Below are 15,959 nucleotides of genomic sequence, written 5' to 3'. Positions count from 1 at the left end.
ACAAGCGGTCACATTACAGGACGAAGCCTTGACGACTTTCCTGGAGATGTCCGGCATATCAAAGCGTTTCGGCGGCGTGCATGCGCTTCGCGACGTCGATCTGACGCTGGAGGTCGGAGAGGTGCATTGCCTTGTCGGCGAAAACGGATCCGGCAAGTCGACGCTGATCAAGATCATTTCCGGCGTCGAGGCGCCGGAACCAGGGGGCCGGATCGTCATTTCCGGCAAGGAGTACCCAAAACTAAGCCCGGTCTACTCCACCCATTGCGGCATTCAGGTCATCTATCAGGATCTATCGCTATTCTCCAACCTCACCGTCGTCGAGAACATCGCCATGGCGCACCATCTTGGCGGCGTCCACACGGTGAACTGGTCCTCTATGCGGGCCATCGCCATGGCCACAATGGCGAAGGTCGGTATTGAGGTCGATCCGGAAACAAAAGTCTCCGAACTCAGCATTGCCGGACGCCAGCTGGTCGCGATCTGCCGGGCCCTGGCGGCGGATGCCAAACTCCTCATCATGGATGAGCCGACAGCGTCGCTGACCCGCCACGAGGTCAACACCTTGATCAAGCTCGTCAGCGACCTGAAACGAAGCGGTATCTGCGTCGTATTCGTGAGCCATCGCCTCGACGAGGTGCTTGAGATCGCCGAACGCGTGACGGTGTTGCGGGACGGCGCCAAGGTAGGCACCTTTGCCGCAGCGGCCATCGACGGCAGCAAACTCAGTCACCTGATGACCGGGAAAGCTTTCGAGTATCAGAAGCAGGTGCCCGACCTAGCCGTGGGTGCGGTTGTCCTCGAAGTCCAGGGCCTTGGCCGCGATGGTGACTACGACGATGTGAGCTTGCAACTGCGCGCCGGAGAAGTCGTGGGGCTTACCGGATTGCTTGGATCGGGCCGAACCGAGCTCGCACTGTCGCTGTTCGGCATGAACCCGCCTGATCGAGGCACCATGGCGCTTGACGGCCACCGCGTCGTGCTGAACACGAATGCAGACGCGATCCGTCGAGGCATCGCTTATGTATCTGAGGACAGGCTCACGCTTGGCCTCATCCTTGACCAGTCGATCACGTCGAACGTCACGCTGACTGTGCTGGAACGTCTCGCTGGTGCATTCGGCCTGATTGGCACACGCGCGCGGCAAAGCCATGTTGCGCGATGGGTCGCCGAACTCGGAATCAAAGTGTCTGATCCCAACAACCCGGTCAAGACGCTCTCTGGCGGCAATCAGCAGCGGATCGTGCTCGCCAAATGGATGGCGACCAACCCACGAGTGCTTATCCTTGATAGCCCAACGGTCGGTGTCGACATCCGCGCTAAGGATGGGATTTATGAGATCATCCGGCGGCTGGCCCGCGAGGGCGTCGCAGTGCTGATGATATCAGACGAAATCCCCGAGGTACTTTATCACAGCCATCGCGTGCTGGTGATGCGCGAAGGGCGTTTGACCGCTGACGTGATGGCCGCAGACACCTCCGAAGATGCGCTTCGGCAGGCGGTCAATGCCTAAATCGCGGTTTGCTTCATTTGGCAGGTTTCGGCGCAGCCATGAGTTCTGGCTGTTGATCGTGATCCTCGTGCTCTGCGCCAGCCTGGGCGCGGCGAACGGCCAGTTCCTGACCATGCAGAATCTGTTCGACCTGCTGACCTCCTACGCATTCGTAGGCATCCTCGCCCTCGGGCTGCTCGTGGTGCTGATCGCCGGCGGAATCGACATCTCCTTCACGGCGACGGCATCGGTGGCGCAATATGTCACGCTTACGGTGGCGAACGCATACGGCGCGAACTGGGTCTGCGTTTTTGCGATCGCGATCGGCATTGGCGGTACGCTCGGCGCCCTCAACGCGATCTTCATCCAGAAGCTTCGGATACCATCAATCATCGTGTCCGTGGCAACGTTGAACATTTTCTATGGGCTGCTGATTTTTTTCACGGGCGGTAAATACATCTATTCGTTACCCGACTGGTTCGCGACCGGGATATTCTGGTTCGAGTTCGATTGGGGCAAGGATACGTCCTACGGCGTCAACCTGCAGATCCTCGCGCTCGGGTTCTCATTTCTGTTCACCTGGCTCCTGCTCAATCGTAGCAATATCGGTCGTCAGATCTACGCCATGGGGGGCAATACCGATGCCGCGCAGCGACTTGGCTTCCATGTCTTCGGCCTCAACATGCTGGTCTATTGCTACATGGGGGTCATGGCCGGTATCGCCTCGCTGGTCCAGGCGCAGCTTGCACAGTCCGTCGCTCCGACGGTGCTGGTGGGCAAGGAGCTTGACGTGGTTGCGGCCGTCGTGCTCGGCGGCGCCAGCCTGATGGGCGGTGTCGGGACCGTTCTCGGCACGTTTCTGGGGTTGGCACTGCTCGCCATCCTGCAGAATGGAATCATTTTGCTGGGCGTTTCGTCCTACTGGTCGCCATTTTTTGTCGGGTTGGTCATCCTGATCTCGGTCTCGGCGACAGCCTGGTCGCAGCGAGAACGACGGACCCGGAGCGCGCGGCCATGAGAAATGCGTCCACCCTCGCCCTTCGCGGACGCCTGATCCGTTTGGCCGGCAGCGGGACGATCGCAACCCTCATCCTGTTGTTGGTCGCGCTCTGGTTGGTGTTCGCCATTACCATCGGCGACCGGTTTTTCTCCGTCAACACGCTGCAATCGATGGCCTTCCAGATGCCGGAGCTCGGCATCCTTTCGCTTGCGATGATGCTGGCCCTGCTATCGGGCGGCCTTAACCTTTCCATCATCGCCACCGCTAATCTCTCCGGACTGACCATTGCCTTCCTGCTGACGCACTACATTCCGGGCACCCAGGGCATTGCCTGGGCCGGCGTGCAGGTGCTGGCGATTGCGGCAGGGTTTGCCGTCGCTGCACTGGTCGGCCTGGTCAACGGATTTGTCATCGCCTATCTCGGCGTTTCGCCGATCCTCGCAACCCTCGGCACCATGACACTCTGCAAGGGACTCGCGATCGGCCTGACACGCGGCAATGTCATCTCCGGATTTCCGGAGCCCATTGTTTTCATCGGCAATGGAACGGTTCTCGGGGTGCCTTTTGCCCTGATCGTGCTGGCGCTCTGTGCGTTACCCGTCGCGCTCATGCTAAACGCAACGCCCTTCGGGGCAAGGGTTTACATGATCGGCTCGAACGAGAAGGCAACCCGCTACTCCGGCGTCGATACCCGCGCCGTCCTGCTCAAGCTCTATGTCCTCTCGAGCCTGCTCGCCGGTGTCGCAGCAGTCGTCATGCTGGCACGTTTCAATTCAGCCAACGCGGCATATGGCGAGAGCTATCTGCTCGTCACCATTCTTGCAGCAGTGCTCGGTGGCGTCGATCCATTTGGCGGCTTTGGCAAAGTCGGTGGATTGCTGCTTGCGCTGATCATCCTTCAGGTGATCTCCTCGGCGTTCAACCTTCTCAATCTCAGCCAGTTCCTCACTCTGGCGATCTGGGGTGGCATCCTGATTGCCGTTGCCGCGGTTCCTCATCTGGGCGGCAAAGCGCCCCGGTAGACAACGATGACAAGATCGGAAGCCTCTCCCCGGATCGCGGTTCTCGACATTGGCAAGACGAATCTGAAACTGCTGGTCGCGAGTGAGGATGGCTGGCCGCTCGAAACACTTTCGATCCCGAATGTGCCGACCACGACAGGACCATACCTCGCCTATGATCTTGCCGGGCTGGAAGAGTGGTTCCTCGACACCTTGGCCGTGGTGACGCAACGCCACACCATCGGCGCGGTGATCGCGACCGCGCATGGGTGTGGCGCCGTGCTTGTCGAAGGTGACGAGCCAGTGCTGCCGATGATGGACTATGATGCAGTCTCGCCGCCTGAGATCGACCAGGCCTACGCCCGGATTGCGCCTGCCTATGATGAAGTGTTTTGCGGTATCAGCGGCGCGATGCGGCTCGGCAAGCAATTGCTCTGGCAGGAACGCGCATATCCCGCCGAATTCGCCCGCGCGAAAACCTATCTTACGACTGCGCAGTATTTCGCCTTGCGGCTCGGCGGGCGTGCTGCAAGTGAAATTTCACAGCTCGCGGCTCAGAGCCATATCTGGGACCTTTTCCACCATCAGCCTTCCTCCCTGATGCGCAAGCGCGGCTGGGACCGTCTTCTGCCGGAGCGGGCATCCGCCGGTGCGGTGCTAGGGAGGGTTTCGGAGGCCGTAGCCAAACGTACCGGCTTGGCGCGCTCGACCGAAATCCTCTGCGGCGTGCATGATTCCAACGCCAACCTGTTCCGCTACAAGGCCGCCGGCCTGGCCGATACCTCGATCCTATCAACAGGCACCTGGATGATCGGCTTTCAGCGCGGCCTCGCGCTAGACAAGCTCGACGCCACACGCGGCATGGTGCTCAATATCGATGTCGACGGTGAGAACGTACCCTCCACGCTGATCGCGACAGGCCGCGAATATGACTCGATCAGCAGAGACCACGACGCTTCTGACGCAGCTGTCCTCACCGCATTGCCGAGTCTACTGGCCCTTGGAACCCTGGCACTCCCCTCCTTCGTTGGGGATGATGGACTGTTCCCCGGTGCAGCTCACCGCGGACGCATTATCGGACCGCCGCCCGAGACGCCAGCCGAATGGCAGGGGTTGGCAGTCCTCTACGCCGCATTCAGCGCAAACCGCTGTCTAGATGCGCTTGGCAGCTCGAAACACATCGTCATCGACGGTGGTTTTTCCGCCAACCTGCCCTTCGCGCGTGCTCTGGCCACGTTGCGGCCGTCGCAGAGCGTCTCGGTGAGCCAGTCGCGGGATGGAACGGCGCTCGGCGCGGCGCTGCTGTGGCGGAGATTTTCGCGTACGATTCCGGTTTCGAGCGTGGTGCTTGAAGCTGTCACGCCGCTCGGCGAGGACGAGTGCAAACGCTCCCTTTCCGCCGCCTATCAATCCTGGATTTCTTTTTCGGAGCACCCATCATGACAGACCGCAATCATGCCGATCTCCGCCAGGGCATCGTCGATACCTGCAAGGAGATGAACCGAAACGGTCTCAACCAAGGAACTTCCGGCAATCTTTCGCACCGGATTCCAAACGGCATGCTAATCACACCGACAAGCTTGCCCTACGAGCGCATGCGGCCAGAAGACATTGTCGCGATGGATTTTTCCGCGAATTACCAGGGCAACCATCGCCCTTCTTCAGAATGGCGTTTTCATCGCGATATTCTGCGAGCGCGTGACGACATAAACGTCGTGCTTCATACGCATTCGACCTTCAGCACCATTCTCGCCGTGCACGAGCGTGGCATTCCCTGCTTCCACTACATGGTCGCGGTAGCCGGTGGCAACGACATCCGTTGTTCGCCTTATGCCTGTTTTGGCACGCAGGCGCTGTCGGATTATGCCGTTAATGCGCTCGAAGGACGAAATGCCTGCTTGCTCGGCCATCATGGCTTGATCGTAACGGCGCAGACACTTGAAAAGGCGCTTTGGCTTGCCGTGGAGGTGGAGACCCTGGCGAAGATGTATGTCCACGCGCTGGCGATCGGCGAACCTCCGCGCCTCAGCGAGACCGAAATGGCACAGGTCCACGAACAGATGAAACGCATGGGCTACGGCCAGGCGCCCGATCTTGACGACGTCGGTGATGTTCCACGCGCCATGCCTCAGTCGAAACTGGCGCCACATTGACTCAGAGTGTCGTTGAACGCGGCTAGTCTCTTCTCTTCGCTAAGGAAACTTGCAAGCAACTCTAAGTGCCGAGCTTGAGATGCTCGGGGACGACCGTCGTTGGCCTCAATTGTGTCGAAAAATTACAGTACTGATTCGCCAGTGAGCCAGCGTCTCGCAATCGGTTGGTCCTTTGGCCTCTGAACTCACAAGTCACCGACGCGAGTGGCGTGCAATGGGGCCCGGCCCAGCCGGGCCTTTTGTCCTTTGTGAATTGTGTGCACTCACTGCACCCCAGGCTCACCGCGCCCGCATCGCGACCAAGAACCCTCGTTGGCGCGAACTCACAAATATTTGGCCTGAATTGCCAAGATACAGACTGCCCTTTTTACTATGGCGACCCAGTTGGCCCAACGCACGGGGTGCACTTCGACCGGGGATCGATGACCAATGCGCGTCTTTTTTAGTTGCTTGTTTTGCGGGGCGCTTCACAGCGCTATCCAAATAAGGCGACCGGTCGTGGCAAGCGGGCGTTTCGATTGCAAAGCGTGCGGGCAGACACTGCATCGATGGTGGGCCGTATATGACTTTACAGATTGGAAGGGGCCGCTCGACCAGTAGCGGGCGCGGCCAATCCGGGTCGCCGCACCTTGCCGGCCCCGCTCAAATGCGCCTATGCCCGTCCTCACCCGCCGGCACGATCCGCACCGCAGCATTGCGGCAAGCGGATACCGTCGGACTGGCGTCAGCATGGCTGAATCCGATGGTTGCTTACACCGCTTTGGCACTCGGATCGTGCTGCCCGCGATCCGTTGAGCGACTGATAGCTGTGCAAAAGTCCGCGCCAGCCGGATCCCGCCTTGGCCCAAGGGTGGGCCCTAGTTTCACCGTAAGCGCCGGCGAGCGCCGCCCCGTGTCTTGGCTGCTCCGGGACGGCTTGGCTCGTGCGCGCGTCGGCGGTCAAGGCGTCAAGTAAAGCGCGAGCCACGCCAGTCGATTAGACTATTAGGCTCGTAAAGAAGGGCTTGGTTATCTCGACGACCGAGGGTTCTCTCTCATCAGGAGTGGCGGCGGAGACAAACTCGCTTTTGCAGTTAAAGCAATGCCAAAGATCATGGATTTCTTGGGCATTGACGCGCTCACGCCACTCTAGATGGACCAACCCAGAACCACATTGAGGGCATTTTTCTGGATGGGGCGTCGAGAAGATTGATGCCATGTGGAACCTCCCTCGTTTTCGGCGCAGCTTACGACTGTCTGGACACCTTGGAATTGATCCACAACAAACAATTTGCCCATTTGTCATCGCCGGGCGGCTTCCAGGTCCGGGACCGTCGAGTGCTGGCGCGCGCCCTCCGCAATCGGGCCTTGCCAGTTGGTACACAAAGGGCGGCGATGTGGCGCATTCGAATATGGAAGCCGTGATCTTCATGGGTTGGAACGCCCAGAGCCCGCATAAGGTTAGATAGATTGCGCACCATCGCGGCGGCCTGACCGCACGCTGGATTGGAGGCAGCACATGAAAATCGTGGACGAAGACGGCGAGATCATCGCAACAGCATCCGATGACCATACTTTAATCGGCGGCCACCACCGCCTCGCAGTGGCGGCCAGCCTCGGTAAAAGACTGTTCTGGCGAGATACCGGCGAACCAGTGAAGCTAGATAACTTCTTCAAGCATTATGGAAGTTCTCTTCGACATACAGCCTGAGCCGCTCGCCGAGCGTACGTTGTTCGGTGCATCGCAACAACGCCAACGAGGATTTTTGCCATCGCGCATTCCTGGTTTAATTTTATGCGGTCCCGTACACAAAGGGTGGCGCGCGAAAGAAATCTACTGCGACATCTGTCGCAGTTGGGAAGCGCGCACGGGCAAGAATTGTAACGCCCGCAAGGTGCCGGTCGAGCGGCGCGCCTTGGCCGCCTGCGTCGAGCCTGTGTCACGTCGCGAGATCTGGTCGCTTCAAATGACCAATTGCGCGGGCCCGCCGCCGATCTATCAGGTCTGCCTCTTCACGATTTCAAATCCCTTTGCGTGCAATTCCAGCAGTATGCCCTGTGCCAAGTGCGTGCACTCTTCAGACTTGATCCAGTGCGGACTTCTCCAATCCGGGTCGTCTTCCTTTGGGTAAATGGTGAAGGCGGAGCGAATGGCGGCTTCGATCACGTCGATGGGATTGTCCGACATCTGCATCCCTCACGCATTTGGCGAAATAAAACAAAATCCTGGGAATTAAAGAACAAGCCCAGCCGGACACTCACGCGGCCCTCTCCATTCAGAAGAACGTCACCGCCATCAATGGCTTGATCTAGGTCAACGCTGCGCCTCGGGCTCAGGCACGTGAACGGATCGCACTAAATTTAACGCGGTATGATGAATTGCAAATATATTCATACGGCGCGGTCGCGCGGTCCCGGCACTTGCCTCTGGCCCTCACAAAGGACCGGAACTGCACCAATGACCGCCCCCGGCGCGGCGTCACTGCGTCAGAGAGGGCTGCAGTAATGCCGAGAGCGGTCGTCGGCAGGCGGTCGCCATCGTTTCAAGCACCCGGCAAATCAGGAGGCGAAGCCGCCGGTACCGCCGCTTTGACCTCCGCCAGCGCCGCTTGCAAGGCTGCTTCCTTAGTGTGGTCGAGAGAAGTCTTTAGCACCGTGCCGCCTTCGCCTTTTAGCTTCTCAAGAACCTTGTCCGCCGTGACTTTGCGCACCAGTACGAAGAGTGCCGCGGTTCCGGGTTGAACGGCGGCAGCGGTCTCTTTCATCCATTTGTCGTTGATGCCGACATCCGTTAAATATCCGCTGAGTGTGCCGGACGCGACGCCAAGGACAGCACCAGCAAGCGGCATTAAAAAGATCAAGCCAATCAGCGTGCCCCAAAAGGCGCCAGTAGCCGCACCAGCAGCCGTGGTATTGATCAGTTGATTTAGTTTGATGTTTCCGTTGCTGTCTTTCACCGCGATCACGGCATCGCCGAGTTCGATCAAATACTCCTTCTGCATGGCCAGCAATTTTTGACGAACTTCCTCCGCCTTCGCCTCGGTTGGAAATGCAATCACGACAAGGTCACTCATCTGTTCTGCTCCTCTACTCGAACGATTGCTACCCGTGCGAGAGAGGATGCGCCCGGTCGCGCGGGACAGGCAAGCCGCTACGGATAGCGGATGACGGCGCTCCGGGCACAACGGGAGGCGGCGGGCACACCCGGCACGGGCGGCAACGCACTGCAGTCAGACGCGCACCAGCGACGCCCCTATTGCTTTCCGGGTCCCTCGGGGGGCCAGGGGAAAGTGCCGGGACCGCGCGACTTCAGCATATTTGCAATTTCCGCTTTGCCATTTTTGTATGCTGAAATTCGTTCCATGTTAGCGCAAGATAGTGAGATACGGGAATGACGTCCGCAAACCCGACCAGGACCGAACGCGTTATTTGTCCCGCAAACGAGGCTTCTGCAATTTGATCGATACGAGAGAGATCCCGTTTTCGAGACGAAAACCGGGACTCCGGATCGGGCTCGGTCTTGTCGGCGCATATCGCCTTCTGGAGCGATGCGAACAGGATTCGGGAAGGACTAAACCGGCCGGGCGGGCAGCGCGAATCCTTTCCCTATTTCAGGCGTCGAGCGACTGGAGTCGGTACTCGGACATCTTCTGGGCGGCGATGATGACCTCGACCCTGTTCCTGGCCTGCATCTTCTGCATCAGCTCGGTCATGTAGTGCTTGACCGTCTTTTCGGTGATGCGAAGCGTCGCAGCGATTTCCTTGTTGGTCATGCCACGCAGCAGCAGCCGGACAATCTGTCCCTCGCGCTGACTGAGCTTGATGGCCTCGGCGACGCGGTGGCGGACGTCGGTGTTGCGGAGCGCGTCGATCACCCGGACCGCAAAGCCCTGGGTGATATAGGTCTCATCCTTCAGCACGGCCCGAACGGCGGCCATCAACTCGTCGGCCGAGGAGCGCTTGAGGACGTAGCCGTGAGCGCCGGCGTCGAGCGCCCGGACCGCATGGTCGACGCCGTGCTGGGAGGTGTAGGCGACGATCTTGATCGCAGGCAGGACGTTGCGGATCGTGCGGATGGCGTCGTAGGTCTCGTCGGGGACGGAGGGGCTCAGAATCATCAGCCTGGGGACATGGAAACGGGCCAGCCGGATCATGTCGGCGGCGGTGGCGCCGAAGGCGACGATCTTGAAATCGGTCGGCGCCGAAAGAAAGGTCTTGAGGGCCGTCATCATCAAAGGTTGGTCCTCAACAATCGCGATCGTAATATCGCTCATCAAACCCACCCAAAATAGCCATCATTTAAACTTCCGCCGGTGGAGAACGACGGTTCCAAGGCATTCACGAGGAAAGAAAAAATCCCCGAGCCCGAAAGAAAATACCAATTCGTGGAATCCGTCCTTGGATATTCCGGAGGTGTGGCAAGATGCCCGGGCTGCGGTGCTGGGCCGGAAGGCCTCCGAAACCCCGCCGAATGTCGCCGGTTCGCGGTTTCCGACGCTCCCCTTCGCTGAAAGGTTAACGTAAGGACCCCCCGCGGCCACCTCGGCGGTCGATGCCGTCCTCGGTGTGTCGGTGGGTAAATTCGTCATGCCTCAGCGCTCCCGAAAGGCGCGGGTCATCTGGTCGGTGACGGGCTTGGCCAGATAGGAGGCAGCGGTACGCTCTTGGGTCGAGACGAAGACCTCCGCCGGCATGCCGGGAACGAGCTTCAGTCCCTTGTACTGTATCAGGTCCTCCTCGGCTGGAAGCAGGCGGACGTGGGCGATGTAGTGCTCCTGGCCGTTGGACGGATCCCGGGCCGAGGCCGGCGACACCATCGCGACCTTGCCCTTCAGCTCCGGCGTGGTGGTGCGGTTGAAGGCGGAGAGGCGGATGCGTGCCGGCTGTCCGACCCTCACCTGGTCGATGTCGGCCGGCGAAACGCGAATCTCGAACTTGAGGTCGGCATTCTCCGGCACCACGGTCGCGATCTTGGCTGCCGGAGTGATGACGCCGCCCACCGTGTAGGCGAACAGTTCGTTGATATAGCCGGACGCGGGGGAACGTATCTCGGTGCGCGACAGCCGGTCCTCGATGGCGAGCTTGCGCTCTTGAAGCTCGGCGATGCGCGCCTCCACCGTGCGCAGGTCCTTCTGGGCCTCGGTCGAAGCGTTCTGGTCCACGGCGATGATCTGCACGCGGATCTCGCTGGTCCTCACCTTGGCACGGGCGATGCTCGCCTGGATCTCGCCCTGCTCGCCCATGATGCGGGCGTAGTCGCGCTGGGAGGTATAGACGCGCTGGTACTCGACGATCTTGCGCTCGAACAGCGACTGTAACTTCTCGCGCTCGGCGCCGACGAGCCTGCCCTCCTCCTCCTTGGCGGCGAGGCGGGCCGCCATGCCCCTGATCTCCTCGCCGGTCTGGGCAATGCTGAGCTCGAGCTGCTCCTTCTGGCTGTCGCGTGCGGTCTTGTTGCCGGCGAACAGACGGGCCTCGCCGTGGATTACCGATCCAGCGGTTGAGGGGAATAAGGCGTGCATGTCGTCGGGAAATTCGACCGACGTCAGGTTGTCGCGTTCGGCCATCAGGCGGGCGCGGCGCCCGAGTGCCTCTACCAACTGAGCGCGCACGATCAGATGCTCGGCCTTGATCTGGACGTCGTCGAGGGTCGCCAGTACCTGGCCTTCGCGAACCTGGTCGCCCTGGCGCACCGACAGCGTCTTGACGATGCCGCCGTCGCGGTGCTGTACCTCCTTGAGGTTCTGATCGACCTTGACCGTGCCGGCGGCGACCACCGCGCCCTCCAGCATCGCCCAGGCCGCCCAGCCGCCGCAACCGGCGACCAGCAGCGCGCTCAGCAAGATGCCGGCGACGATGCGCGGCCACAGTCGCAACGGCCGTTCGCGAGGCGCGTCCATGGCAGGATGCTCCGGGCGGACGAGTTCGGATACATCGACATGCTTCATGGCTTCACTTCCTCAGGGATGGATCGATGAGAATTGCAGATGGTGGTGGCCGGCGACCTCGATCGTCATGCCGTCTCCGTCGTCGTTGCCGTAATGGACGTCGATGGCGGTGTACTTGCTGTTGGCGAGCTCCTCGAAGCGGAAGCGCACTGGGCGATTATGGCCGCCGTCGTTTTCCTCGAGGTAGATCTGTTCGAACAGGTCGGCGACCTGCTCCTCGGCGTCGCCGCCTTCCTTGATCGTAATCTGATAGGTCGCGGCCACGATCTTGTCGCCGACCGTGAAGTCGGTGATCTTCTTCACCACGTCCTGCTGCTGGCGGTCATCCTCGTCGCGCTCGAACTGGAAGCAGTCGTCGCCGGCGCCGCCGGTCAGGACCACCGGGCCGCTGCCGGCGATGATCACGTCGTCGCCCGAGCCCGCGATGATCTCCTCGAAACCTTCGATCAGGTCCTTGCCGATCTCGCGTCCCATGGCGGTGCCGCTGCGCAGATCGATGGTGACGGTGACGGTGGTCGCCGAATAGTCCAGGGTGTCCTGGCCCGAATTGCCATCATAGGCGTCGTCGGCGCCGTCGACCGACGCCAGCACGACGTCGTCGCCGAAGCCGCCGTCCACCTTGTCGGCTCCGCCGCCGTCGGCGATGGTGTCGTTGCCGTCCCCGCCGGCAAGAGTGTCGACCCCCGCACTCCCGGTGATGACGTCGTCGCCCGCGCCGCCGACGACGATCTCGAACTCCGCGATCGCGTCCTCGCCGATGTCCTCGCCGGAGGCCCGGCCCGAGGCGAGGTTCACGGCGATCTTCCTGATGGCCGAGGAATAGTCGAGCGTGTCGGTCCCGGCACCGCCGTCGAGGCTGTCGTTCGCAGCATCGGCGACAGCGAGAACCAAGTCGTTTCCACCGCCGCCGGCGACCGCGTCGGATCCGCCGCCGTCCGAGATCGTGTCGTTCCCGGTCCCGCCGGTCAGCGTGTCGTCGCCGGCGCCCCCGGCCACGACGTCGTTTCCGCCGCCGCCGTCAATCGAGGCTGAAGCCGATCCGGCGGCCGTGAGGGTATCGTCGCCCGCGCCGCCGATGACGATCTCGAACTCCGCGATTGCGTCGTTGCCGATGTCGGTGCCGGAGGCGGTACCCGAGCCCAGATCCACTCCGATCGAACGCGTAGCCGATGAATAGTCCAGCGTGTCTACGCCGGCGCCGCCGGCGAAGCTGTCGTCCGCGGCATCGGCGGCCGCCATTACGATATCGTTCCCCGCGCCGCCTGTTACGAGGTCGTTTCCGCCGCCGTCGGCGATGATATCGTTGCCGCTCCCGCCGGACATCCGGTCCGCGCCCTCGCCGCCGTCGAGGTGGTCGTGGCCGTCGCCGCCCTCAAGGGTGTCGTCGCCGGCTCCCGCAAGCAGGATGTCGCGGCCCGCGCCGCCGTCGAGGTGGTCGTCTCCCTCCTCGCCCAGCAGGGTGTCGTCGCCTTCGTCGCCCCACAGACGGTCGTCGCCGGTGCCGCCGAACACCACGTCGTTGCCCGTGCCCGCGAACACGATGTCGTTGCCGTCGCCCGCATAGACCACGTCGTGGCCCGCGCCCGCCAAAATGTGGTCGTCGCCGGCCCCGCCCGAGATCCGGTCGTTGCCGCCTCTGGCGTCGATGTTGTCGTCCCCGCCGAGTCCCGCGATGGTTTCGGCGCACTGGGTGCCGAGCAGGATGTCGTCGCTCTCGGTCCCGACTATGGGCGGCGCCTCAACCACATTGAAGTAGGCTGTCTGCATGACGATGTGGGAGCCGTCGCTGATCGCGTAGGTCAGCTTGACCTCGCCGAGCATGTTCGGCGCGCGGTCGAATTCCCAGCCGTCCTCGGTGCGGACCAGAGAGCCAGAGGAAGAGAAGATGCCGACCACGGTCAGATTGTCGCCGTCCGCATCTGTGGCGCCGGCCAGCAGCGCCGCCATCGATATCGCCAGCCCATGGCAGGCCACCACGTCAGGAAGATGCACCGCGCCCGAGACGCGGGGCGCGCGGTTGCGGTGATCCGGCGCCGGCGGGTCACGCGGTCTGTCGCCGCCGCCACCTCCTCCGCCACCTCCTCCGCCTCCGCCTCCGCCTCCGCCTCCACCTCCGCCTCCTCCGCCACCACCGCCACTGCCACCACCGGAGCCGGAGTCCTCCTGGCGAGGCCGGTGGTTGTCGTTTGCGACCTTCGGACTCGCCCCGGATCCCTTGTTCAGCTCGGGCTTGTCGGTGCGCGCCCGGGCGCTGAAATCGGTCGCACCGCCGCCTACGGCGCGCTCCTCCTCGCCGCGCGCGACGATCCTGCCCTCCTCGGTCCAGTCCGACGACCGGGGCGGCTCAGGCTGCTCCTCCGCGGGTTCCTCGGCCGCCGCGAGCGCGTCCTCCTTGAGGTTCTCCTCCTCGCCCGAGCCGCGGACCTTTTCACGGTCCTCGCTGGCCCCCAGCTTCATTGGCAGGAAGCTCTTGAGGTAGGCTGTGCAGGATCCGACGATGAGCAAGAAGATCAGCGGCACGAAGCGGCGGCTGCGATCCTGCTTCTCTTCGTAGTCCTCGCGGCCGGGGGCAGTCTCGACGGTGGACTTGCGGGTGGCCTGGACGTTGATCATGCAGGCCTCCGCATTTGGGCTTCTACGGGAATCGTGCCGGCCGGGGTCGGCGCGGAAGACTGCAGGACAGGAGTCATGATGTCCTGCTTCTTGCCGAAGGCGACCATGCGGCCGGCCTGGACGATGGCGACGAGATCGACCGCCACCAGCGCGCTCGGGCGGTGCGCGATCACGATGGCGATGCCGCCGCGAGCGCGGATGCCCTCGATCGCCGCGGTGAGCGCCGCCTCACCCTCGCCGTCGAGATTGGAGTTGGGCTCGTCCATCACCACCATGAAGGGATTGCCGTAAAGCGCGCGCGCCAGCGCGATGCGCTGGCGTTGACCTGCGGAAAGCGCGCAGCCCTGCGGCCCCAACCTGGTGCGATAGCCCTCCGGCAGCCTGACGATCATCTCGTGGACGCCAGCCGCCTTGGCGGCCTCGATCACCTTGCGGGAGTCGGGCTGGCGCTCGAGGCGACAGATGTTCTCCTCCATGGTGGTGTCCATCAGCGCGACCTCCTGGGGGAGATAGCCGATGTGCCTGCCGAGGTCGTCCTCGCGCCACTGGGTCAGGTCGGCGCCGTCGAGCCGCACGCTGCCGCGCAGCGCCGGCCAGATGCCGGTCAGCGCGCGCACCAGCGTGGTCTTGCCGCCGGCGCTGGGGCCGATGATGCCGAGCGCCTGGCCGGCCTCGAGCTCGAAGGCGACTTCGCTCAGCACCACCTGTCCGGTCCCGGGGACCGCCACGGTGATCTTCTCGACGGAGAGACGGGCGGTCGGATCGGGCAGCCGCATCGGCTCGTCGGCGGCGGCGAGCGCGATGACGGTGTCGCGCAGCCGTTGGTAGGCCATCCGCGCGGCGATGAAGGCCTTCCAATTGCCGATCGCGAGATCGACGGGGGCCAGCGCGCGCGCCGAGGCGACCGAGACCGCGATGATGGCGCCAGCCGAAAGCTCACCCTTGATGGTGAGGTAGGCGCCGAGCCCCAACAGGGCCGACTGCAGCACCATGCGTAGCACACGCGAAACCGCGGCGAATCCGCCGGTGATGTCGTTGGCCCTCGTCTGCAGATCGAGATGCTCGGCATTGGCCTCGTTGAAGCGGCCGACGGCGCGGCCTGCGAAGCCCATCGCCTTGAGCACCTCGGCGTTGCGCGCGTTGCAGTCGGCGATGCCGTTGCGTTCCGTCGCCGCCTTGCGCGTGGACACGATGAGACGGCGGGTCATGACTTCGCTGACCACGGTGAGCACGACGAGAACGAGCGCGCCCGCGAAGGTCAACGCGCCGAGCATCGGATGAAGGAAATAGATGAAGGCCAGATAGATCGGCATCCAGGGCAGGTCGAACAACGCCGACGGGCCCTGGCTGCCGAGGAAGCCACGGACGGTGTCGACGTCCCGCCCGCGCTCCAGCGCTTCGGAGGTGGAGAAGCCGAAACGCGGCATGTCGATGGCGACGCGATGCGCCAGCGGCGCGATCTTGCGATCGATCCGGGCGCCGACCCGCACCAGCACCTGGGAGCGGACGACGTCGAAGGCACCCTGGAATAGATAGAGCCCGATCGCGAGCACCGAGAGCATCACCAGGGTGGGGATGCTGCCGCTGGTCAGCGCGCGGTCGTAGATCTGCATCATGTAGACGGAGCCGGTGAGCGCCAGCACGTTGATCATGCCGGAGACCACGAAGAGAAACAGGACGATGCTGCGGAAGCCCCTTGTCAGCTCGGCCAGGCGCCGGCGCTTCGCGGGTGTGAGCTCTTTCGGTTTGGCCATTTGTTTGGATGCCCTCAGG

The 15,959-nt window shown here is 62.5% G+C and carries 12 protein-coding genes; 6 read left to right on the top strand and 6 right to left on the bottom strand.

Annotation, left to right across the window (positions count from 1 at the left end):
* Positions 1 to 28: 28 nt before the first annotated feature.
* The 6 genes from JQ627_RS18080 to JQ627_RS18055 all read left to right on the top strand — a co-directional run bounded on the left by JQ627_RS18080 (position 29) and on the right by JQ627_RS18055 (position 7,336).
* A complete protein-coding gene (locus JQ627_RS18080; RefSeq protein WP_212485499.1) occupies positions 29 to 1,513 on the top strand; it encodes a sugar ABC transporter ATP-binding protein in 1,485 nt (494 codons plus the stop codon).
* Positions 1,506 to 2,510, top strand: coding sequence for an ABC transporter permease (locus tag JQ627_RS18075; RefSeq protein ID WP_212485596.1), 1,005 nt, complete (start codon positions 1,506 to 1,508; stop codon positions 2,508 to 2,510). The genes JQ627_RS18080 and JQ627_RS18075 overlap by 8 nt, the downstream gene beginning before the upstream one ends.
* Positions 2,507 to 3,514, top strand: coding sequence for an ABC transporter permease (locus JQ627_RS18070; RefSeq protein ID WP_212485498.1), 1,008 nt, complete (start codon positions 2,507 to 2,509; stop codon positions 3,512 to 3,514). Before JQ627_RS18075 ends, JQ627_RS18070 begins: the two co-directional genes overlap by 4 nt.
* 6 nt (positions 3,515 to 3,520) lie before the next feature.
* Positions 3,521 to 4,936, top strand: coding sequence for an FGGY-family carbohydrate kinase (locus tag JQ627_RS18065; RefSeq protein WP_212485497.1), 1,416 nt, complete (start codon positions 3,521 to 3,523; stop codon positions 4,934 to 4,936).
* Complete coding sequence (locus JQ627_RS18060) at positions 4,933 to 5,646, top strand: class II aldolase/adducin family protein (protein ID WP_212485496.1); 714 nt, start codon at positions 4,933 to 4,935, stop codon at positions 5,644 to 5,646. Before JQ627_RS18065 ends, JQ627_RS18060 begins: the two co-directional genes overlap by 4 nt.
* 1,498 nt (positions 5,647 to 7,144) lie before the next feature.
* Entirely contained in the window at positions 7,145 to 7,336 is a 192-nt protein-coding gene (locus JQ627_RS18055) for a hypothetical protein (RefSeq protein WP_028150075.1), read from the top strand.
* Between the two features lie 288 nt (positions 7,337 to 7,624).
* Here JQ627_RS18055 and JQ627_RS18050 read toward each other — a convergent pair whose 3' ends face one another.
* The 6 genes from JQ627_RS18050 to JQ627_RS18025 form a co-directional block, all read right to left on the bottom strand.
* Positions 7,625 to 7,813, bottom strand: a complete 189-nt coding sequence (locus JQ627_RS18050; RefSeq protein ID WP_249143157.1) for a hypothetical protein — start codon at positions 7,811 to 7,813, stop codon at positions 7,625 to 7,627.
* 355 nt (positions 7,814 to 8,168) lie between these two features.
* Entirely contained in the window at positions 8,169 to 8,699 is a 531-nt protein-coding gene (locus JQ627_RS18045) for a DUF1269 domain-containing protein (RefSeq protein WP_212485494.1), read from the bottom strand.
* A 537-nt stretch (positions 8,700 to 9,236) separates the two neighbouring features.
* Positions 9,237 to 9,899, bottom strand: coding sequence for a response regulator transcription factor (locus JQ627_RS18040; protein WP_212485493.1), 663 nt, complete (start codon positions 9,897 to 9,899; stop codon positions 9,237 to 9,239).
* Positions 9,900 to 10,217: 318 nt separating this feature from the next.
* Positions 10,218 to 11,573, bottom strand: a complete 1,356-nt coding sequence (locus JQ627_RS18035; RefSeq protein WP_212485492.1) for an HlyD family type I secretion periplasmic adaptor subunit — start codon at positions 11,571 to 11,573, stop codon at positions 10,218 to 10,220.
* 12 nt (positions 11,574 to 11,585) lie between these two features.
* On the bottom strand, positions 11,586 to 14,186 hold the full coding sequence (locus tag JQ627_RS18030) for a cadherin-like domain-containing protein (RefSeq protein WP_212485491.1): 2,601 nt from the start codon (positions 14,184 to 14,186) through the stop codon (positions 11,586 to 11,588).
* Positions 14,183 to 15,940: a type I secretion system permease/ATPase gene (locus JQ627_RS18025; RefSeq protein ID WP_212485490.1), complete on the bottom strand. Its 1,758-nt coding sequence runs from the start codon at positions 15,938 to 15,940 to the stop codon at positions 14,183 to 14,185. Before JQ627_RS18025 ends, JQ627_RS18030 begins: the two co-directional genes overlap by 4 nt.
* Between the last annotated feature and the right edge of the window lie 19 nt (positions 15,941 to 15,959).

Source organism: Bradyrhizobium liaoningense (assembly GCF_018130785.1).
Taxonomy (GTDB): Bacteria; Pseudomonadota; Alphaproteobacteria; order Rhizobiales; family Xanthobacteraceae; genus Bradyrhizobium; species Bradyrhizobium liaoningense_A.
The sequence above is the reverse complement of the archived record's forward strand: the minus strand, read 5'-3'. Positions and strand labels throughout refer to the sequence as shown.

What these genes read in the sequence shown, in the direction of transcription:
- JQ627_RS18030 (WP_212485491.1), bottom strand. Translation starts at nt 14,186, where the DNA reads ATGATCAACGTCCAGGCCACCCGCAAGTCCACCGTCGAGACTGCCCCC.
- JQ627_RS18070 (WP_212485498.1), top strand. Translation starts at nt 2,507, where the DNA reads ATGAGAAATGCGTCCACCCTCGCCCTTCGCGGACGCCTGATCCGTTTG.
- JQ627_RS18040 (WP_212485493.1), bottom strand. Translation starts at nt 9,899, where the DNA reads ATGAGCGATATTACGATCGCGATTGTTGAGGACCAACCTTTGATGATG.
- JQ627_RS18045 (WP_212485494.1), bottom strand. Translation starts at nt 8,699, where the DNA reads ATGAGTGACCTTGTCGTGATTGCATTTCCAACCGAGGCGAAGGCGGAG.
- JQ627_RS18055 (WP_028150075.1), top strand. Translation starts at nt 7,145, where the DNA reads ATGAAAATCGTGGACGAAGACGGCGAGATCATCGCAACAGCATCCGAT.
- JQ627_RS18065 (WP_212485497.1), top strand. Translation starts at nt 3,521, where the DNA reads ATGACAAGATCGGAAGCCTCTCCCCGGATCGCGGTTCTCGACATTGGC.
- JQ627_RS18025 (WP_212485490.1), bottom strand. Translation starts at nt 15,940, where the DNA reads ATGGCCAAACCGAAAGAGCTCACACCCGCGAAGCGCCGGCGCCTGGCC.
- JQ627_RS18035 (WP_212485492.1), bottom strand. Translation starts at nt 11,573, where the DNA reads ATGAAGCATGTCGATGTATCCGAACTCGTCCGCCCGGAGCATCCTGCC.
- JQ627_RS18050 (WP_249143157.1), bottom strand. Translation starts at nt 7,813, where the DNA reads ATGTCGGACAATCCCATCGACGTGATCGAAGCCGCCATTCGCTCCGCC.
- JQ627_RS18060 (WP_212485496.1), top strand. Translation starts at nt 4,933, where the DNA reads ATGACAGACCGCAATCATGCCGATCTCCGCCAGGGCATCGTCGATACC.
- JQ627_RS18075 (WP_212485596.1), top strand. Translation starts at nt 1,506, where the DNA reads ATGCCTAAATCGCGGTTTGCTTCATTTGGCAGGTTTCGGCGCAGCCAT.